The sequence below is a fragment of the Sphingobacteriales bacterium genome, from assembly GCA_016700115.1.
Taxonomy (GTDB): domain Bacteria; phylum Bacteroidota; class Bacteroidia; order Chitinophagales; family UBA2359; genus UBA2359.
In genome coordinates this window covers 5,086,561-5,107,916 of record CP064999.1, presented here as the reverse complement: position 1 = coordinate 5,107,916, position 21,356 = coordinate 5,086,561, and the positions used below count along the sequence as shown (strand labels likewise).

Here is a 21,356-nt window from a genome sequence, read left to right as displayed (position 1 = left end):
CAATGATAACAGGTAAACGATGCTAAGGTAAGGGGAATTTAGCTATTTTTACCCGACCGAAGTTTTTATGGCGATTTCAAAAGCAGTAATCGCTTGTCTTAAACCCGCCCTGTCTATTTGTATGCCAACCCGAAGAAAACGAACCATTGCCATCCTTGATTTAGGAACCAACACGTTCAGGCTGCTCATTGCTGTTCCCGACGAAAACACGATGTTCAAATCTGTTTTTGAAGAAAAAATCTATGTAAAATTAGCTAAAACAGGGATTGATTACATTGGGAACGAGGCCTATAGCCGTGCCATTGCAGCAATGGAAAGGTTTAAACAAAAAATCATCCGGCATCATGCAACAGAAGTATTTGCATTTGCCACCGAAGGCATGAGACGGGCTAATAACAGCGAGCAACTCATACAGGAAGTAAAAGACCGTTTTGATATTTCAATCCGCAGAATTTCGGGCGATATGGAGGCAACTTTTATCTACCACGGAGTTTTACAAGTTGCCGATTTATCTCTAAAACCCCATTTATTGATGGATATTGGCGGAGGCAGCACCGAAATCATCATTGCCAACCACGAAAAAATCTTCTGGAAACAAAGTTTCCCCTTAGGTGGAACCATACTTTCGCAAATGTTCCATCAACAGGAACCTATTAGCCAAGACTCTTTAACCGAACTTTACCGGTATCTTTCCGACCGGCTTCAGCCCCTCTGGGATGCAGCCAGACAATTTAAACAGTTAGATACCTTAATCGGCACTTCCGGCACATTCAGCAGTTTTAACAAAATGAAATCAGCCCTTAGAGGAGAAAAATTAAATATCAACGATCATCTTTTCAGATTAGATATCCCGACTGTCAAAGCTATCGGAGCACATCTGACAAACTGCAACCTAAAAGAACGCATGGCGGTAAAAGGTTTGGAGCCCGAACGGGCCCAACTGATTGTCGTAGGCTGGCAATTGGCCGAAATTATTCTCGATCGGTTGAATATCAGACACCTTTTCTATTCAAGCTATGCCATCAAAGAAGGGGTACTTTGGTATGTGTTCAATCAACCTGAAATTATGCAGGAAGAAGGGCAGGCACTGCATATTGATTAATACCAACGATGATTTATTTTTGAACCATCAGTTACTGACATACGACTTTAAATTCCTCAACTCGGTGGGGTAAGGGGTGGTTTTTTTTAAAAAGTGAAGTGGTATAAGCAGTATTCACCAATTGGAAACGCAAAAAAGGCGCAACTATTTTCAAGTAAATGGTTGCGCCTTTTTATCAGGTATGTCGTTTGAAAAATTATTTAAACGAATAAGAAACTCCGAGTTGAAGTGAGGCAGAATAAAGCCGTTGTCCGCCCTGTGGCTGCAACTGAACGGGAAGTTTGGTATCGAAACGATGTTTCATCAGGGTGCCCTTCATTTGGGTTTCCGCCATGATACCCCAACTCCGGTTAATCTGATAATTCATTCCCAGCGAAAGGTGAACTACATCCCAAATTGGGCGATTGATGCCCGGAGCATCCTCAATTTGTACAAACTGATTAGCGGTCAGATTGGTTTGGTAGTCGGGCAGGCTGTTGATCCAGTAATTTTGTAACGGATTGTTAAGACCAAAAGGGTTGGGTAGGTCTGTGTTTTCGATGTCCTGAATGATGGGTTGTTGCAATAAAGGATCCACATTATTACCCGGATTGACTGTTTGGTGACTTGGTATATAAGGGAAATCGGATAAAATGGTTTGCACGGCTCCGGATTGTACAAAAACACCATTGCTGCTTCGATTGTAGTTAACCATATTTTTAAATGGCAGATAAGCCGAAACACCGGCACGAATATAAGGGCTGAACTTCTTGTTGGGCAACAAAAGGTATTGTACGGACAACGGGATTTCAACCATGTTTAATTTTACCACACTTTGTTGAGGCGGAATGTTTTCGGGCATGTTAGAATAGTCGGTGATAACGATTGTATTTTCCAACATGTTTTTGGGTGGTTGGTAATTTGTTTTCAGATTTTTATGGCTAAACATAGCTCCGGCACTCAGACGGAAATGTTTGTTTAGACGATAAGAAACCATCAACCCCGAAGAAATTCCTGCTGTAACCGGGTCGTTGTTGCCAAAGCTGTTTGCATCGGCTGCTGAATGTGCGCTCAAAGTGATGAGCGGTAAACGTGCAGGCAATTGCGGAGCAGGTGCTGAGGTTTCAGTTTCTTCTTCAGTGGATAGTTCCGGCACAATATCGTTTTGCAATGATTTTATGGCATCGGGCATCGGAAGCATAACCGGTTTACCTGAAATAGAGTGAATAGCCGGCACAAATTGGAATGGATTAACGACCGGCAGAGGTTGATTGTCAACAGGTTTGGAAACAAAAGTTTGAGCCGGAATGGCAGAAGAAGTTACCCGCATGTTTTCAGGAAGGGCCGATTTAAAATTGTCAGTACTTTCAAAAGTAGCTACGCCATTTGAAACAGGTACAATCGGGTCAAAGGAGGCTGTTTCAAAAACAGTTGGAATAACGGTTGTTTTGTCTGTTTCGATTACTGTTTCATTTACATGCTCAGTTGCAGTCAAAGGCATTTCTTTGGACATTTCGGTTTTCGAGGAGGCCTTTTTACCCGCAGTTAACGGTTCCGAACTTTGATTCCAATGTTGAAAACCTATACCTGCTGTTCCTATAACCACAGCAAAGAAAACACTCAGCAAACCAAGCGTGGTTTTATATGGGAAAATGAAAAACTTAGGCCGTTCTTTCTCATTTTGCCGGTCTAATTTTTCCTGCATCAGCAACCAATCGTCAGGCTGATAGGGAACCTGGTAATTTTCCAGGGCCTGTTTGATGCGTTTCTCAAATTGATTATCGGGGTTATTCATGAATTTATACTTTTCGATGGTTTGTTAAATTGACTCTAATTCTTTTCGGTTCTTTGATAAATAACAAATAAAACTTGAAACTGTCTTTAGTCGTTAAAATAGGGCTGATGTTCGGGCAACTTGTTGCGAATCATGTCGCGCAATTGTTGTCTTGCTTTTGCGAGATTAGATTTGGTAGTGCCTTGACTGATGCCCAGCATTTCAGAGATTTCGCGGTGACTGTAACCTTCAATAACAAAAAGATTGAACACCGTCCGGTAGGCTGACGACAGCTTTTGAACTAACTTCAGAATATCTTCAGAAGAAAATTCATCTAAAATGGAATTATAGGATTCTTCATCCGCTTCTCCAACCGCGTAGTCAATGCTTACCTGATTTTGTGTTTTTTTATTTCGGCGGTAATGATCAATCGCAGTGTTAATCATGATACGCTTTACCCAATGTTCGATACTCGCTGTTGGGGTAAATTGTCCGATGTTTTGGAAAACTTTCATAAACCCTTCGTGAAGAATGTCTTTTGCCTCTTCAGAGCCGTTGGTATAGCGCAAACATATTCCCATCATCTTGCCATAAAAAAATTCATAGAATTTTTTCTGGCTAAGCCTGTCGTTTCTCTGACACCCTTCTATGATGTGCAAATCAGGTTCAGGGGATGTGTTGGGCTTTTTCTGCACTTTTACGGCAACTTGTTCCATTAAATTGTTTTCCGTTCTGCTTTTCGTAGCCGATAGCTGTATTTCTAAACGAATCAAAGACAAAAAGCGTTGCCTTTGAGTTTCAGTATTTTTAACTAAGTTTGGGCATTATCCAATGCTCGCTATTTCTATTTTAAAGGAATCTATCTGATTAAAGTTACATTTCCCTTTCTTTCAAATGCCTCTCCATTGGTTAGTAGCCCTTTTGCATAAAAAACATACACCCCGATTTCACATTCTTTGTCTTTAAACTGACCATTCCAGGTGGTATTCAGATTTTCTGTTTCAAAGACTTTTTCTCCCCACCTGTTGTAAACAGCGAGATAAAGCGAAACAATATCGTTGCTTCTGACAAAAAACGAGTCATTTAACCCATCCTGATTTGGTGAAAACGCATTTGGGATGGCGATTTGATACTCCTCACAGCCAATATCCAATGAGGTAATGGTAATAACGGTACTATCGCAACCGTTTTGCGCCTGAAATATTTCAGTAACACTTCCTAATAATGTTTCATCACAAGTGAACAGGTTAATGGTAGATTCTGAACCTGACAATAATTCGGTTATAATTGTGATGGTACTGTCGCAGCCATATTGGTTGGAAAGGGCAAAAGTTTCAATTCCTTCTTCTTCAGGCAAACAGGTGGTCTGATAAATGGTGTCTATATTGGACGGCAATAAACTAACTAAACGATAGATTAAACTGTCGCATCCTGTCTGATTGGGAAGGGTATCGGTAAAAAAGCCGGCTTCAGAAATCAGGCAGGTAGTTTGGAATATAGTATCGGCAGAAACAGGATAATACCCGATATAAGCAGAAAATGTTTGAATGGCAGAACAACCAAAGCTATTAGAAACGGTAAGCGTATAGGTAGCACTTGCATTGATGGTCAGTAATGGGTTAGGGCAATCGGTGCAACTGAGACCGCCGGAAGGACTCCATGCGTAAGTGTAGTCAGAGATAGGGCTGCCATTCCAGATTTGATAGATTAAAGTGTCGGAATCACACAAAATTGTATCGAGTTCTGCAGGCAACAATACAGGAGGAGGGGCGATCCACACCTGAACGCTGTCGGTCGTTACACATCCGGCAGCATTGATGATGGTAACAAAATAAGTTCTCGACGAATCAGGGGTCAAAACAGGATTAGCAATAGCCGGATTGCTCAATCCGATAGAAGGATACCAGATGTAACCCGTACCGCCTGACGCTTCCAATTGTCCTTGTTCGCCCGGACAAAGAATCAGGTCTGTTCCGGCATCTCCCGTAGCACCTGCCACAGAAATATTGCCTTCCGCCAATACGGTACATTCGTTGTTGCTTGCATAGAGTTGTATATCAAAATCTCCGGCATGATCAAATAAATAGGTAATTACGCTATCAGAACCTGCAATATTACCATTGATATACCAAAGATAGGAATCGGCGGAGCAGTCTGCACTTAGCAATTGAGAACTTCCGGCACAAAAACCGGAAACAGGGAGGTTAATCTCACAAGTAAGGGTGCAGTTGCTCTGAATACAGTCGAGGCAATCACTTTGGCGGTTGATGGTTTCGTCAACCGTGGTTGCAATCAAGGGTTGAGGAATTAAAGAAACAGGTGTTTCGGTCATGGTTAGCGGGAGATAATTCCATGCTTCGTCAACAACATTCAATGGGTAATCGGCAAGCATACACTCATCCAGGTCCCCGGTCGTTCTGACTATACAAATATCTGTTCCGCCAAAAGGGCCACCTAAAGGGTATGAACCTAAAATAAAAGGAGCAAAAGCAGAATTTGGGTTATATTTAATGGTGCCGTATCTTGCGTTGGCGGCAATGCCGGCTGCATCAGCAGTTACTTTCGAAAGCAAAAGCGTGCCTGTTGGTGAAAATTTGGCAAAAAAAGCGCGAAAAGAAGAGAGGGTTAAGGCAATATCACCCGCTACATAAATATTGCCATCTGCATCTTCCATTAAATCATTTGAATAACAGTGTATATAAGTAACTGTTGGAGAAAAACGTTTCACCCATTCAATATTATAAGAAGCATTAAGTTTCATCAAGGCCGCATATTGGGAAGAGCCGCTTGTGTTTTGGTAAATCGTAAGTGCATATCCTCCATCTGAGGTTCGGATAACTGATCTGCCTTCTGAATAATAAGGAGCAGCGGCAATATATTGATGGGTTTGCAAAACAGAAAGATTTTGGTCCAGGTGAATGAAGGTAATGGTTTGGTCATGTTCTACTTCGCCAATCATGTACAACCCACCCGAACCGTCGGGGGTAATTTGCCCCATTTGGTCATCACCTTTGTTTAAGGCTAAGGAAGCAATCACATTTCCATTCCCGTCAATCTTAATCACGCCAAAATCGTCCGAAGAGCCGCCGGTGTTGTTATACCAGCCTGCTATAAAATAATTATCTCCCAAAGAAGGAATGATATTGGGGACTTGTTGCCTGCCTGAGCCTTCATATCTGACCGCCCAAATCAAATTTCCGGCTGCATCTATTCGGTTTGCAAACCATTTTGAGTTAGGACCCCAGGTATCGCTTCGAATACCGATTAAATCACCATTGGGGGCATTGGTATAGTTTACCCCCGGCCAGGTTAAACCTGAATATGTTTTAGCGTCAACAACATCACCGCTTGCTGTGTTTATGATGCTTATATGAGGTGTTCCGGTTCCGATATGAACCGTTTCTGTAACGGGGTTATAGGAAGTCAAACGGTTAAGACTATTATCTCCGGCATTGCCATATACATTTCCGAATTTACAAACCTGCTCATTTCCCGACACAGACAATACATTCACTTGTGCCATCCCGCTTAAGTTAGCCGTACAATTAGCATTATTGGCACTCACCAAAGTATAAGTTGTAGTATCAGAAGGAGAAACACTGAAAAAGTAAGGATTTTCATTGATACCGTTCAGGGCATAGTTGTTTGTTCCGTCTGTATAAACGACATCGTAAGGCAAGGAACCATTATAAGTAAGTTGTAAACTTAAAATCGAGCCTTCAACTATATTACCACCCCCACCAAGAGTTACAGTTGGCGAGCCGACAAGTATGGATTGAGAAACCGTATTGCTGCCGTAAACATTGGTAACGGTCAATGAAATATTATAAGTGCCGGACGGAAAATTGACAGTGGGGTTTTGCGCTGTGGATGTTGCAGGAGATCCACCCGGAAAACTCCATTGCCAACCCGATATCTGACAACTTACACTTTCATCGGTCAGTTGAACCATTTCTCCGGGACAATAAACATCATATAAAAAGGAAAAGCCTGCAACAGGCACATTTTCAAGACACTGAAACACTCCCTCAACATTGACAACCCCTGCACCCATCAATCCTATATAATCCGGATTTTGAGCACTGACATCTGTGGCTGTACTTTGAAGACAACTCAACACATCATCCGGACTCAGAACCGGATTTAAATACAACATCATCGCACAAACACTACTCACAAAAGGACATGCCATTGAAGTGCCGCTCATTTGTCCATAAGCACTGTTATTATCTGCAAGGCAACTCATGATATCAACCCCGGGAGCGGCAATGTCAATGGTTGAACCAAAATTGGAAAAATCGGCCAACTGATTTGCGCTGTTAGTAGCAGCCACCGAGATCACATGGTTATAGGATGCCGGATACATCGGAATATCAACATGATCGTTGCCTGCAGCAGCAACACAAACTATTCCTTTGTCGTGTGCCACCTCAAAAAGAGTTTGGTAAGTATTGGAAAAACCGCCTCCTCCCCACGACATACTGATAACATCAGCACCGGCAGCAATAGCATATTGTACACCTTGATAAGGTGCGGTCAGCGTGCCAAACGAAGCAATTTTAACCGGCATCAATTGAACAAAATTTCCTGCAGGAGAGGCAACACCAATACCATTATTAGTTTGTGCCGCCGCAATTCCCGCACAATGTGTGCCATGAGTATCGGTCAAAACATCGGGGTAGGGGTTGTTGTCATTAAAGGCGGCATCCCATCCATTGATATCGTCAATATATCCATTCTCATCATCATCAATTCCATTGCCTGCTATTTCACCCGGATTTACCCACAACATCTGGGCTAAATCTTCATGTGTAGTCAAAACGGCATCGTCCACCATGGCAAGAACTACCCCTTCATTGCAAACCGGAACATTGTTAAAATTACACGATCCGCCATTGACCAACAATTCAAAAGCTGCCGGCATATTTGTATTGGTCATGCTCCATTGCTGGGCAAACAAAGCATCATCAGGTGTACAATCAAACAGATGATAATTAGGAACTTTTTCTGCATATCTGACATAGTTCAACTCGCGCAATTTTTCTAAAAGCCGGTCTTCCAAAAGAACTTCAGCCTGATAAGTCAACAGGTAAATATACTGCAATCGTCTGTCTGAGAGACTAAAGGCACGGCTTATTTCGCGGGCTTTATAAGTCAATAACAGATAGTGCAAATCAGGGAAATCATTTTTTAATTGTTGAACACGTTGTTTGTCATTGTGCTCCCACTCAAATGAACATTCATTGTCAAACTTAACAAACAATTGTCCGGTTTGGTAAAGCTTGTGTTGTGCATGGGCATTAAACCCAATCAAATCAAATAGGAACACAAAAAGAAGGCAGTATAAGTTGTGTTTCATAGGTAGTCTTGTCTTATAGTAAGTAAATGTGTAGTAGAGCAAAATTAAAAAGCTAGACAACGTATTGTCTCTAAAAAAACCAAATTTGGTTAAATTGTAAAAATAATTACACTACAAAAATACAGGCGTTATCCATTGATTACAATTACAAAATAAGGGGTTTGTAGCAATAGCTTTAGGTTTTCGGATTTTTGAATTCAAAAATCCAATACAATGTAAGACAAATATGGTATTTAATAACTGAAAATCATTCCGGCAAAGATTGATAAAACAAAAAAGATTATCTTTATGAGGTCGTTGATTGACTAACCTTTTTAATTCTTCTAAAATGAATTTAGTAATTTCCTGGTTTGAGATTCCAACCTATAGTTTAGACCGTGCTGCTGCTTTTTATTCTCATGTTTTAAACACACCGGTCGAACCGACTTTGTTTGGTGGGATGAGAATGGCTTTTTTTCCCAACGAGCCTGATATTGTTAGCGGTGCATTAATCGAACATCCGGATGCGGTGCCCTCTCCTTATGGAACAACGGTTTACTTTTACCGCCCGGATGATTTTGATGAAACACTATACCGGGTCGTTGAAGCCGGCGGTCAAATTTTAATGCCACGAACCAAAGTTTCTGAAGATGTCGGTTCCGTGGCCTATTTTTTAGACACTGAGGGAAACAAAGTTGCACTTCACACATCAGACTAAAGAAACAAATTGTCAAATTAACGGGATTATCACGATGTCATTTACCGATACCTCCTTTGTCTTTTCCTGAAAAATAACGGTAAAACCTGTACCTTTGCCAAAACCGTTTACATGAAAGACAACGGCATTTACCGGCGTTTATGTGAAACTCAGGAAAATCGCAAAAAGCAAATTGCGATTCTGATAGACCCCGATAAAGTCAATTCGGAAAAGGTATCTTCGCTCGTCAATCTGGCCGCAACTTCAGGTGTGGACTTTGTTTTTGTGGGAGGAAGTTTGGTGATGAACAATCAAACGGATGCTTTGGTGAACCTCATTAAAGACAAAACCGAAATTCCTGTAGTACTTTTTCCCGGCAGTGTTTTTCAGATTTCACATTCAGCAGATGCTCTATTTTTTCTTTCCTTAGTTTCCGGACGAAACCCAGATTTGCTGATCGGGCAACATGTTGTGTCTGCTCCTCAGCTTTTTTACTCCAATCTGGAAATCTTACCAACGGGTTATCTGTTGATTGACGGAGGAAAACCAACAACGGTTTCCTATATCAGCAATAGTACCCCTATTCCGGCCGATAAACCCCAGATTGCGGTTTGTACAGCTATGGCTGCACAATTGTTGGGGATGAAAATCATCTATTTAGATTCCGGAAGCGGTGCACTTCACCACGTTTCTGAAGAAATGATCAGTGAGGTAAAACGCCATATTCAATTACCTCTGATAGTTGGCGGAGGTATTCGTACTCCTGAACAGGCAACATCAGTTTGTCGTGCAGGTGCAGACCTGATTGTTGTGGGAAATATTCTGGAAAAATCGCCTAATCTGGTGAACGAACTTGCTCTTGCTGTTCATTCTGTATAAGACAGCTAATCGGTGGCAATTTTCCTGATATGTAGCTCGCGGTATTGTTTTTCTTCAATGGGTGAAGGAGCATCAATCATCATATCCCGTCCGCTGTTATTTTTGGGGAAAGCTATAAAATCGCGGATGGATTCCTGTCCACCTAAAATGGCACATAAACGGTCAAATCCAAATGCAATTCCGCCATGAGGAGGCGCACCATATTCAAAAGCGCCCATCAAAAACCCAAATTTATGTTGTGCTTCTTCTTTTGTCATGCCTAACAAATCGAACATTTTTTCCTGTAATTCACGTTCATGGATTCTGATTGAGCCTCCGGCAATTTCATTTCCATTTAAACAGAGGTCATACGCTTCTGCTCTTAAATCTCCCCAATCAGCTTCGTTAATTTGTTCGAGATTTTCTGTACGTGGCCGGGTAAAAGGGTGATGACAAGCTATCCACCTTTTATCTTCTTCCTCCCATTCCAACAAAGGAAAATCAAGCACCCATAATGCTTTAAATTCTTTGGGGTTCCTCAAACCAAGGCGTTTCGCCATTTCCATCCGCAATTCCCCTAATTGTTTTCTGGTTTTATCAATCGTTCCTGATAAAATCAGGAGTAAATCACCGGGTTTTGCTTTCATTTCCGAAGCAATGAGTTGCAATTGTTCAGTAGAATAAAATTTATCCACAGAAGATTTTAACGTACCGTCTGAATTGTATCGGATATAAACCAATCCTTTAGCGCCAATTTGAGGCCTTTTTACCCAATCTGTCAACTCATCAATTTGTTTGCGGGTATATTCTGCACAACCTTCAACACTGATGCCGGCTATCAGTTCGGCTTCGTCAAAAACCGGAAACCCATGTCCTTTGACCAATTGGGTTAGTTCAGTAAACGCCATTCCGAACCGAATATCAGGTTTGTCGCTCCCGTATAATCGCATGGCATCGTCATAACTCATTCTTTCGACTTTTCCTAAATCGTACCCTTTGGTTTCTTTAAGCAAAAAACGGAGCAGCCCTTCAAAGGTTTGCAGTACATCTTCGCGGGTAACAAAAGCCATTTCACAGTCTATTTGAGTAAATTCAGGCTGACGGTCTGCTCTTAAATCCTCATCCCTGAAACAACGGACAATTTGGTAATAGCGGTCAAAACCGGAAACCATCAATAGCTGCTTGAAAGTTTGGGGTGATTGTGGCAAAGCATAAAACTGTCCTGGATTGAGTCTTGAAGGTACGACAAAATCACGGGCTCCTTCCGGAGTGCTTTTAATTAAAACAGGGGTTTCAACCTCCAGAAATCCAAGGTTATTTAAATACCTGCGTGTGGCCTGAGCCATTTCATGACGGGCAATCATGTTTTGTTGTACTATAGGTCTGCGTAAATCCAAATATCGGTATTTCATTCTCAAATCATCCCCTCCATCAGTTTCCGCTTCTATTGTAAATGGGGGCACCTTTGATGCATTTAAAACTTTCAATTGTTTGGTATCTATTTCTATATCCCCGGTAGGCATATTTGAGTTCTTACTGCTACGTTCTCTAACAATACCGACTACCTGAATCACAAATTCTCTTCCAAGTTTATTGGCAGAAGCAAATAAATCAGGCTCAATACTCATATCAAAGACAAGTTGGGTAATGCCATATCGGTCACGCAAGTCAATAAAAGTCATGCCTCCTAATTGTCTGACTCTTTGAACCCAACCACTTAGTGTAACTTGTTGGCCAATATGGGATATTCTCAACTCTCCGCAAGTATGTGATCTGTACATATTGATGGTTTAAAATGCAAAGTTGTGTTTTGGATGTTTCAATTATTCCACTTTTTTAAAAAAGCCTGCAAAGTTAGTTTTTTTGGCTAAGAAAATATAACAATTAAATTTTGATAAGACTTATGTTACAAGAGTAATGCTTTACTGCCCAATTAGAAAATCCTTTTTGGCAAAAGCATCATAGTGAGTTTTCCGTTTACAATTGAAAAACTCACAAAATAAAAAAAGAGACAGCCGTTTTTTAAATTAACGGTGTCTCTTTCCAAAAAAGAATTGAATTGAGTATTTTATTTGCTTCCGTATTTCTTTAATACTTCTTCCACAGAAATACTTTGTCTTTGGTTGTTGACATAAGGAACTATAAACGCCTTATTGTAGCCTTTTTTATGAAATTTTGTTTCTTCTTCTTTAGCTTTCGCGATGTCTTTAAAGCTGCCAACCATATATCTTATATAACCGCTGGTAGTATTTTCTATTTCAAACTTAAAATCATCGGATACATTGGTATAGAAGGGAGATTTCGTACTCATCGGCTGCCTGAATGCACCCAATTGAATCTTAAAGACAATATTATGGTTTGCTGTTGAGGTTGGATTGCTTTTTTCAATTTTGTATTCAGCTACAACAGGATCAGATTTAACTTCAGGAACTGTAATCTGTAGAACGGCTCTCAAAATTTCTGATTTTCGCTTATTGTCAGTCGAAATAATTTTATTGTCTTCTCTCTCGCCGTTTTTATTGATAGCAGAAAGTTTGTATTCTTTGTCGCTTTCTAATTTAAAATAGAAATTGCCGTCTTGTTTGGTATTAAACCATTGTCTGGATCCGCTATTGTTTTCTTCAACTTCTACCCTTATCCCTTCGACCGGCAAAAGTGTTTTCTTATCTACAACAATTCCGATCAGAACGAGATTAACAGTTTGTACACTGTTATTAAATGATAGATTAGCCTTGGCCGGTTGTGGGTTTTGAAGGATGGTGTTTTCATCAATAGCCAACAAAGAAGCTGCGTTCAAAATTCCGGTAGTTAAACCAAGTCTGAACAGCAAGGCTACTGTTAACAAGACAAGTTGATTTTTCATGGTGTTTAGTTTTTCCCCTTGATTGTATGATTGACTAATCAATATTCGTGCCATATCATCAAAACAATAGCAGTTTGACTAAGATGATAAGTTTTTACCAGTACAATCTGATGTAATGATTAGTAACAAAATATACAACTTTTGGTTGGGTGGTTAATTAAATTCTGTTTTGTTTGGTTTTATTCACAACTTATTGAGCAGGGTTCAACTTTTGTACTTTTTCAGCCATAATCATTCATGTTACAGGGTTCATGAAACATCACTTTTTTCAATCAGTACAGTTTGTTCTCTTCAATAACCTTTGATGGTGCAAATTAAAACAAAGGTTTTCGTATTCGCAAATATATTTAGCAAATATTTTCAAAAAATTTTTTATTGCTCACATTTTTGGCTTTTTAGGCGGATTGTTTAATGGAATGTTTCGTTTTTGTTTTAGGCAAATCATGAAAAAAGTGAACTTAACGCAGCATTTAACTCACCAAACTAAAAAAACTGATGTTTAAAAATGGTAAGTACAAATTTATAAAATACAGAATCTAAACAACCGATTATTGTTACTCAATAATTTGTTTTTGCTTAAACAGTATGTTCCAATAATCACAGACATACTTAAAAAAAAGTTTGAATCGGTATTATAGGTTTAAATGTTGTAGCTTTATACCAATATTTTGAAGACTTTAACAATTTGAATGTATGCGTAATAATCCATCAGTTATTGCCATTTTTTTTATGGGTGTTTTTCTCGGAATACTGGCTTGTTACCTTTATTTCAAACCTCAATTGATTGAGTTGAAATTTAAAAATTCAACATTGGAAAAACAGGTGCAGGAAAACGCTGAAATGCTTTCATTGACGAATCAACAAAGTCCGGATAATCCCAAAGAAAAAGATAATCGTCTGATTTTTAAAGATACGTTTGATGATAACGTAAACAGATGGGATACCCAGTTAAGAAAACATGGGATGAAAATAATCTACGATGGAAAATTTATAATTGACTACAAAGAAAAAGGGTATTTTTGGTGGTCATGGCTTCCTATAAAGAGAGAGGCCACCAATTATAATGTCGTTCTCAAATCAAAACAAAAATCTGGCAGGTCTGACAAATATTATGGGCTGATACTCAGTATGGATAGTATGAATTATCATCGTTTTAGTTTGACCAACAACGGGTATGCATCCATAAATTTAAAAAAGAATGGGGAATGGCAAAACGATTTAGTTAATTATATCGGAGGACATAAATCAACATCAGAAGATGGATCAGATATTTTTGAGGTTAGAGTTCGCGGAATAAGATTTACCTATCTGGCAAATGGTAAAAAGGTTTATGAAGGCACTTTGGATACCGACAAGTCCTGGAAAAACATAGGAATATTTGTTGAAGATATTCAGACCGTTGAATTTGACGAAATTTCAATAACAGAAACCGATTAGCATCATCGGAGAATGAAAAAGAAAGATAATCTTTTCAGATTGATAAAAAGTTTGAGCAAATCTGAAAAAAGGTTTTTTAAAATTTACTCTTCCCGCCATGTAATTGGGGAACAGAATAACTATGTAGAATTATTTGATGCGATTGATAATCAACTCGTTTACAATGAGGAGGCACTTTTAAAAAAGTTTGCCGGTAAGAAATTTGCGAACAGACTTCCCGTTGCAAAGTCATATCTGTATGAACTGATACTCAGAAGTATGAATGTATATCATGCCCAAAATTCTGTGGATGCTCAGTTGCGGGAAATGATGGGTACTATCGCTTTTCTTTACCACAAAGGGATGTTTGATCAGGCTTTAAAAATGGTAATTAAAGCCAAAAAGCTTTCGGCTGAAGTTGAGAAAAAAGACATCACCCTGCAGATCATTAACTGGGAAAAACTTTTAATCGAAGCCGATTCTTTTAATAACCAAAGTGATACAATATTAGCTCAACTACAACTTGACAGCCAGAATTTATTAAATCAATTGATTGAAATCAACCAATATTGGCTGCTTCATGCACACTTACAATATTATCAAACCAAGCATGGAATAACTGGCAACAGGGAAGATTTAGATCAGATTGCCAGATTGTTGAATAATCCATTGCTTCAGGATGAAATACAACCCTCCAGTTTTGAAGCAAAACTTCTGCGATTTAAAACATTGGCGAATTGTAATTTTATTATCAGAAACCTGCCTTCTTGCTATGAATACAGTAAAAAATTAGTCTCGTTATTGGAAGAGCGACCTGAATTGCTTCAGTTCGAACCTGTAACCTATATCAATGCGATCAATAATCTGCTCAATACTACCGCTGCATTGAACAAGCAGCCTGAACGAGAATTCTATTTGTTAAAACTGCAAGCCATGTTGCTTGATGAAAACAGGCAATCTGAAGCGTCAATCCAACTGAAGTTGTTTGAAGCCTATTATTATCACCGAATGACTTTATACATTTCGCAAGGCGATTATTATGGCGGGCTTTCCTGTATCAATGATCTGGAAGAAGGATTGATCCGTTTTTCTGAACAAATTGACGGTATGGGTGTGGTAATGCTTTGTTTTTATGCGTTTCATCTGTGTTTTGGTGCCGAACAGTTTGAACGGGCACATTCCTGGCTACAGCGGGTTTTGGAATATCAGCATACCAATATTAGGAAAGACGTTGTTGGATTTGCCAAAATCCTAACTTTATTGACCGCTTATGAACTGGACGATCATTTGCAACGGAAACAAACCATTATTTCTGTTTACCGCTTTTTGCTGAAAAAAGAAATGCAATATAAATTGGAAAATATTATTTTACAATTACTTAGAAAATTGTCTCACTCAACCTCCGAAACTGACTTTGCAGGTTATCTTTCTGAAATGCAGGTTGTTTTAGATCAGCTTGCTGAAGATAATTTTGAAAGGCGGGTCTTTGCTTATTTTGATTTCCGCGCTTGGGTTGCAGCTAAAACAGAAGCAAAAAGTCTGGCTAATCCCAATGAATACTAATTACAGACCTTGTTTATGTCTTTTTAAACATCAAGCTCTTCCTTCTCCACTTCCTGATCATTCAAATTTGACGGTGGATTTTTTCTCATTATCAGAGCAATGATTGATGCTACAACAAATCCAAAAATGGCAAACATAGCAAAACCCATGAACGTACTGCTTAATGTAACACTGTAATCTTGTTCTTCAACTTTAGTGATGGCTTTTTCAATTTCTTCCTCCGGAGTGCCAAACATATTGAGCATATTATAGGTCGACTCAATGGTAAAGTTTCGAAGGGTGTCGGTTAGTGTGGGATCTATAAAATTATAGAGGATATAGTTAAATAAACTGCTGAATAACTGAGCGAAGACCATCACGGCAAATGCCGGAGAAACTAATTGTGTAAATGTCGCATATCCTCCCAGATCTTTTTTTGTCTGACGGGCAGCAAGTACCATAACAACAATTATTATTGGAAAAATGGAAAGTCCCAACCATGTGTTGTACATATAAACCGGGTTGACGGCATACAAGACTCCAAACAATAAAACGAACCCTAACCCTAAATACATTCCGTATTTAACACCAATATTTTCGGATAACATAAGCTATTGATTGTAAAAGTTACTAAATAAAACTGTATCAGTTAAGTTCGCCAAAATCTGAGCAACAAAATCTCAAAAAGCAAACACATCAAAGCTAATAACAGACACCATTTCCACAAAGTAATGCCCCTGTCAATTTGACCAACCAATACAGAAAGTTCTGTGTTGTCTTCTAAAAATTTAATGTTGGAAGCATTATACATTTTTCGAAGTTCAGACACATTAAAGTATTCCAAATCAGATTCTAACCGGTTATAGTTAAACCCATAAGTAGCCAATGGTTGTGAGATTGTTTTAAACAGGGTATAAATCCCTGATTGCTTCACCTGATTCGATACACTTAAATATAACTTTGAACCAATCGTTTTTTGCTGAGGGATAAATTCCTCTGCAGTGCCTTTTAACTTGAAAACTTCGTCAGCAACAGAAGTCATATTAGCGATATCGGTTTCAAAATTGTTGTTTTTACCTATTATATATGCAATCATATTCCCTTTGCTGCCCAAAATGGCGATTTTATAGATCATAGGCAGAAAAATGGCATGTGAAACTAAATTTGAAGAGGCGGTTTCCAACGGAACTGCACAAAGATAGACTCTTCCGCTCCCCACATTATATTTGCTTAAAAGAGAAGCCCCGCCCCTGAAACGCAATAATACTTCCTCGCCTGTATTGGAGTAAGAGGTTAAATCAAAACTGCTGTTCGCATAAGGGAGGTCCAAATTTTGAGGGATACGCTCAAACACATCTTTAAAAACGTCTTCTTGAGTGTTGATAAAATCGGTTTCGCGCCGGGTTCTGTTCAAAGAAATGTAGGTATTTACCCTTAGCACTTTCATCAAATTATTGAAACTATTGAGGTCAACATTTGCAGAAGGAAAAATCAGCAAGCTACCGCCATTGTTAACATATTGTTGCAAAGCAGCACTCAATCCTGAAGAAAGACTTCTGAGTTGATTCAATATAATCAATTGATTAGCCGGCAGTTTACCATAATCAATTTGATTTTCAGGTTGGTTTTGAACCGAAAATCCGGACAACTGCTTAAAAACTTCATTCAGATAAGCGTTAGCTCCTGTCGTCGAATTGATCACCAGTACATTGATTTGTTCGGCTACTTCAAAAGTAAAATAATAGGTGTTGTCAAATTCAATGGTCGAAGATTCGGTAATCTGAACAACTGCGTTTTGCCAACCGGCTTCTGAAATGGTAAAGCTTAAAGTGTCAATTGTTTTATCATTTGCCTGGATGGTAAAATCGCGGATTGATTTAACCTGATCATTGATACGTAGTTCAACTTTCCCGTTTTGAACATCATTACTGCCGTTATTTTTAATCCGGACTAACAGTTGAGCTTGTTCGTTGAGGGTGCGGGCCGGATTTTCAAACCAAACGGAATCTATATAAACATTTTGACCTTCTGCTGCTTGAAGGGGGATTAGAAACAGGTTATAAGCAGTATCATTTTCAAAATTGACGATGTTTTTTTGAAAGTCGGACAGGATAAACAGATTTTTCTGCTCGGAATCAGATTCCGATATGATTTCTTGTTGGTGAAGTACAATATCATTTAGAGTTTTAACCGAAGGACTAATTTGAATTTCTTCTAAATAGGTTAAAAACTCATCTTTATTGACTAATCTTTGATGTTTGCCTTCAAAATCGTTGGTTAATAACTGAAATTTATCCTCCGGACCATAAGCACCGACAATTTCTTCAGCTTTGCGTTTTGCGCGATCAAAAAGCATGACCCCGCTACCTGCATTCATACTGAAAGAGTTATCCACATAAATGCTGACCGCTTTGTTGCCCTGAACAATTTTTGTGTCTTTTTTGGGAATATATGGTTGAGCAAATGCAAATACCAAAAAGGAAACTGCTAAAATCCGGCTTAACAAAACCAAAAGGTGTTTTAACTTATTCCGGGACGAACGCTCATCTTTGAGTTCCCTCAAAAACCGGACATTTGTAAAATAAACACGTTTAAAGCGCCTGAAATAAAAAAGATGAACAATAATAGGAATGGCAATGGCACTTAGGGCAAATAAAAAAGAGGGATATAAAAAACTCATGGATGCAAAATTACGATAAGAAACCATTTTTTTATCTGCTTTGTTGCAGGGCAAAACGATTTATCAAACATCAGTTCAGTTTTACTTCGTTACCGGTTTTAAAAATAAGAGTTAAAAAAGATACTTGATAAAACGGGGAGCAAAAATGGACATAATGGTATTTAAAAGCAAGAGATGAATTTTACTAAGTATATTGTGCGCAAAATTTAAGTATCAATATGAAAAGGGTCAGACAAAGCAACAGACAAATTTGGTGGGTTTTTTTAATTTTTAGCCACGTTTTTTTACATCCGGTTAAGGCCCAGATGTCTCCTGACCCCTACCGTTTGAAGTGGCATACGGAAGTGCCTTTATCTGTTTTTGGAGTTGGAGGTACGGGATTATCTGAATGGATGAAAAAAAACAAACCAAGACTGACACCTGAAGAAATTGCTCAACTTGATGTAAAATCCATTCCAGCCTTTGACCGTTTTGCTACACGCTTTTGGTCTATTCCTGCTCAGACAGGCAGTGATGTTTTAATGTACACTTCTATGGCTTCGCCTTTGATTTTATTAATAGATAACAACATGCGCAAACACACATCAAAGTTAGCCCTTATTGGTTTGGAAACATATCTTGTAAATGCAGCGCTTACAAGTCTGACTAAGGAGTTGTTTAAACGAAAGCGCCCTTTTGTTTTTAATCCCAATGCCCCAATGCATAAAAAATTAGGCAGGGATGCCACCTCTTCTTATTTTTCCGGCCATGCTTCTGCCAGCGCAGCAGCCTCTTTTATGACAGCAAAGATGTTTGCCGATTATTACCCAAACTCCAAATACAAACCATATATTTGGACAGGTGCTGCTTTACTGCCGGCAATAACCGGATTTTTAAGGGTGAGAGGCGGAAAACACTATTTATCAGATGTTTTAACAGGCTATGCAGTAGGTGCGTTGGTTGGAGTTATGGTTCCGCAACTCCATAAAAAAAAATAAAAAAGACCCGGCATTAAACCGGGTCTGCCTACAATCAAGACAGCCTGTTATTTACGCTTCATGTTAAAAATTAACATGCAACGATAGCAGGAAATTTTTTTGGCTTAATCTTCAACGAATTGCTGAGTCAGCTTTTTATTACTCAGAATAGTTTCGATCAGGTAAAGCGTAGAAGAATAATCAAGTCCATGTTTTTGAGCTAATAATTTTGCAGTTTCCGCTTCTTTCAAAGCCTTTGTTGTTTTATTCAGCCTATACAATAAAGCTGCATAAGTTTCTCTGTACTTATAGTTTGTCGGGTATTCGTTAACTAATCCCTTAGACCATATCAGCGCTTTTTCAAGTTTAAGCTCGTTTATAGAGTTTACCGCAAATTTTCTTGAAAACATGTCCAGTAATTGATGGTCAATACTATTTGGATTTTTAAAATAATCTAAAACTAAAGTGCTGAACTCTCTCCAATTACCGGTTTTTTCATAAAAAGTAGCCCTCATACAAAATATATATTCCTCAGAATCGCGAAAATTAACCAACTTCAAATAGGATAATGCTTGCTCCATTTCTTTCACATTTCTGTTCATAGCCGCTAAAATTACAGACATTTTTACCGACTCTTTTATCCGCAAATTTATCCGTTCTTCATCGAGGAATTTGATATAGTAGTTATAGTTTTTAAGTAAAACCTGAAAAGCATTGGTTTGAGTATTGTCTGAAAAGTCAAAAATAAACTGAATATTTTTGGACATTGAAAATCCGCTGTGTAATAACTGGGATACATATTGGTCTGCAATATGTTGGTTTGGTTGGTTGAATTTTTTCAGCAAATAAGCATAATTGTATAAAAAATCCTTTTCTGTATATCCGTTTTCATACAAGATATTATATTCAATCAGGCTTTTGAATTGTTGATCAAAATTATTAGAAACTTCATCTCCTTCAATAGGCTGACTTACCTGAATGAAATGAGTATTATCCTGTGATTGAAATTTGTATAAAGCTTGTTTGCCGAATTTTAGAAATTCAGTAGCTTCTATATATCCGTAAGATTGGTCTATCACTTCTCCAAACCGGTTTAAAAACAAATAAGCCGGAAAATTTTTCAGTGAATAATCATTGTAAAGTTTAAAACCATCTTCTGAATGAAGATTAATCTTGACATTCAAAAAGTTTTTATTGAAAAATTCGCCTACTTCTTTTTTGTCAAATACATTATTTTGCATACGGCGACAATCAGGTTTATAACCGGCATAAACATATACAAAAACAGGCAGGTAAATGAGATTGTTATTCCCTATAATCTTTTCCATACTACCTGTAAAAAAAGAAACCCCGTCTTTTTTGGGATGGCAAAATGAATCAGGGGAATATTCTGAACCCTGATTGGTGGGTTGACTTTGAAAACTAACAGAACAAGCAACCGCAAGTTGTAATCCACAAACGGTAAACAAAATAAATGCTACAAGTGCAATTATTCTAAAAAATATTAGATGTTTAGAAGTGGTTAATGTTGTCATTGCAGTGTGTTTTTGGTTGTTAAAACAAGCAGAGAACAATCAAACCGGTTTTGTTTATCGTTAAAAAGATTTCTGTTTACCATTTGCTATTTTACTACTTCTATCAACCTTTCCTTTTTTTATGGATATACATTTAAAACAGAAAAAAAGACCGTTGTTTATTAGTCATAATTATGGTTTTTAGAGCATCCCCAAAACAGCCTACAAAGCTTGGATGCAAAGTTAAAGTGCTCTGAATACTGTATTTGGAAAAAAAAACCAAAAAAGGCTAAAAAAAACTTTTAAAAAAAGGACATCCTTGATTGCCCTCAGGTAATTTTAAACTTTTTTTCAAACTATTTGACCTGCTATACCCTTTAATATTTACCGATTTAGATAAAATTATCCCAACTGCATATTGTTATGTATTCTTTCTAATGTTTCATTTGTTAGGAATTTCAGGGCTGTTTGTGGAACAATTTCTGTTTATTATAGGCCGGTTTTCAGGAAGAACAATTCATTGAATTTTAAGATTAGAACTAATTCTTTTTGTTGATCTAAGTTTTGGCTTTTTAACGAAGGTAAACTCAATTACCCATTATCCATATTTATCAACTTTTATTGTAAAAAAGCCGCA

Annotated in this window: 14 protein-coding genes; 6 read left to right on the top strand and 8 right to left on the bottom strand. The window is 38.3% G+C overall.

Annotated elements, in window-relative coordinates; all coding sequences use genetic code 11:
• Positions 1-67 precede the first annotated feature (67 nt).
• On the top strand, positions 68-1,102 hold the full coding sequence (locus IPM47_18275) for a hypothetical protein (protein QQS28766.1): 1,035 nt from the start codon (positions 68-70) through the stop codon (positions 1,100-1,102).
• Positions 1,103-1,298: 196 nt separating this feature from the next.
• On the opposite strand, the gene IPM47_18270 is transcribed toward IPM47_18275, so the two are convergent.
• The 3 genes from IPM47_18270 to IPM47_18260 form a co-directional block, all read right to left on the bottom strand.
• Complete coding sequence (locus tag IPM47_18270) at positions 1,299-2,876, bottom strand: outer membrane beta-barrel protein (GenBank protein QQS28765.1); 1,578 nt, start codon at positions 2,874-2,876, stop codon at positions 1,299-1,301.
• A gap of 86 nt (positions 2,877-2,962) precedes the next feature.
• Positions 2,963-3,628 (bottom strand): sigma-70 family RNA polymerase sigma factor, encoded by a 666-nt coding sequence (locus tag IPM47_18265; protein QQS28764.1) that lies wholly within the window; start codon positions 3,626-3,628, stop codon positions 2,963-2,965.
• An 86-nt stretch (positions 3,629-3,714) separates the two neighbouring features.
• Positions 3,715-8,214 carry a S8 family serine peptidase gene (locus tag IPM47_18260; GenBank protein QQS28763.1) on the bottom strand — a complete coding sequence of 1,500 codons (4,500 nt, stop codon included), beginning with the start codon at positions 8,212-8,214 and terminating at the stop codon, positions 3,715-3,717.
• 328 nt (positions 8,215-8,542) lie between these two features.
• On the opposite strand from IPM47_18260, the gene IPM47_18255 reads away from it, so the two are divergent.
• Together IPM47_18255 and IPM47_18250 are read left to right on the top strand one after the other, a co-directional pair.
• Entirely contained in the window at positions 8,543-8,911 is a 369-nt protein-coding gene (locus IPM47_18255) for a VOC family protein (protein QQS28762.1), read from the top strand.
• Between the two features lie 111 nt (positions 8,912-9,022).
• On the top strand, positions 9,023-9,769 hold the full coding sequence (locus tag IPM47_18250; GenBank protein ID QQS28761.1) for a geranylgeranylglyceryl/heptaprenylglyceryl phosphate synthase: 747 nt from the start codon (positions 9,023-9,025) through the stop codon (positions 9,767-9,769).
• Positions 9,770-9,774: 5 nt separating this feature from the next.
• Here the strand turns inward: IPM47_18250 and aspS are convergent, their stop codons facing one another.
• On the bottom strand, positions 9,775-11,529 hold the full coding sequence (gene aspS, locus IPM47_18245) for an aspartate--tRNA ligase (protein QQS28760.1): 1,755 nt from the start codon (positions 11,527-11,529) through the stop codon (positions 9,775-9,777).
• A 287-nt stretch (positions 11,530-11,816) separates the two neighbouring features.
• Entirely contained in the window at positions 11,817-12,611 is a 795-nt protein-coding gene (locus IPM47_18240; protein QQS28759.1) for a hypothetical protein, read from the bottom strand.
• Between the two features lie 693 nt (positions 12,612-13,304).
• On the opposite strand from IPM47_18240, the gene IPM47_18235 reads away from it, so the two are divergent.
• Together IPM47_18235 and IPM47_18230 are read left to right on the top strand one after the other, a co-directional pair.
• Entirely contained in the window at positions 13,305-14,048 is a 744-nt protein-coding gene (locus IPM47_18235) for a hypothetical protein (protein QQS28758.1), read from the top strand.
• Between the two features lie 12 nt (positions 14,049-14,060).
• A complete protein-coding gene (locus tag IPM47_18230) occupies positions 14,061-15,590 on the top strand; it encodes a hypothetical protein (protein QQS28757.1) in 1,530 nt (509 codons plus the stop codon).
• A 23-nt stretch (positions 15,591-15,613) separates the two neighbouring features.
• Here IPM47_18230 and IPM47_18225 read toward each other — a convergent pair whose 3' ends face one another.
• On the bottom strand, positions 15,614-16,177 hold the full coding sequence (locus IPM47_18225; GenBank protein QQS28756.1) for a DUF4199 domain-containing protein: 564 nt from the start codon (positions 16,175-16,177) through the stop codon (positions 15,614-15,616).
• 41 nt (positions 16,178-16,218) lie between these two features.
• Positions 16,219-18,276: a BatA and WFA domain-containing protein gene (locus IPM47_18220; protein ID QQS28755.1), complete on the bottom strand. Its 2,058-nt coding sequence runs from the start codon at positions 18,274-18,276 to the stop codon at positions 16,219-16,221.
• A 278-nt stretch (positions 18,277-18,554) separates the two neighbouring features.
• Here IPM47_18220 and IPM47_18215 point away from each other — a divergent pair, with 278 nt between their 5' ends.
• Positions 18,555-19,226: a phosphatase PAP2 family protein gene (locus IPM47_18215; protein QQS28754.1), complete on the top strand. Its 672-nt coding sequence runs from the start codon at positions 18,555-18,557 to the stop codon at positions 19,224-19,226.
• Between the two features lie 104 nt (positions 19,227-19,330).
• Here the strand turns inward: IPM47_18215 and IPM47_18210 are convergent, their stop codons facing one another.
• On the bottom strand, positions 19,331-20,740 hold the full coding sequence (locus IPM47_18210; GenBank protein ID QQS28753.1) for a hypothetical protein: 1,410 nt from the start codon (positions 20,738-20,740) through the stop codon (positions 19,331-19,333).
• Positions 20,741-21,356 lie beyond the last annotated feature (616 nt).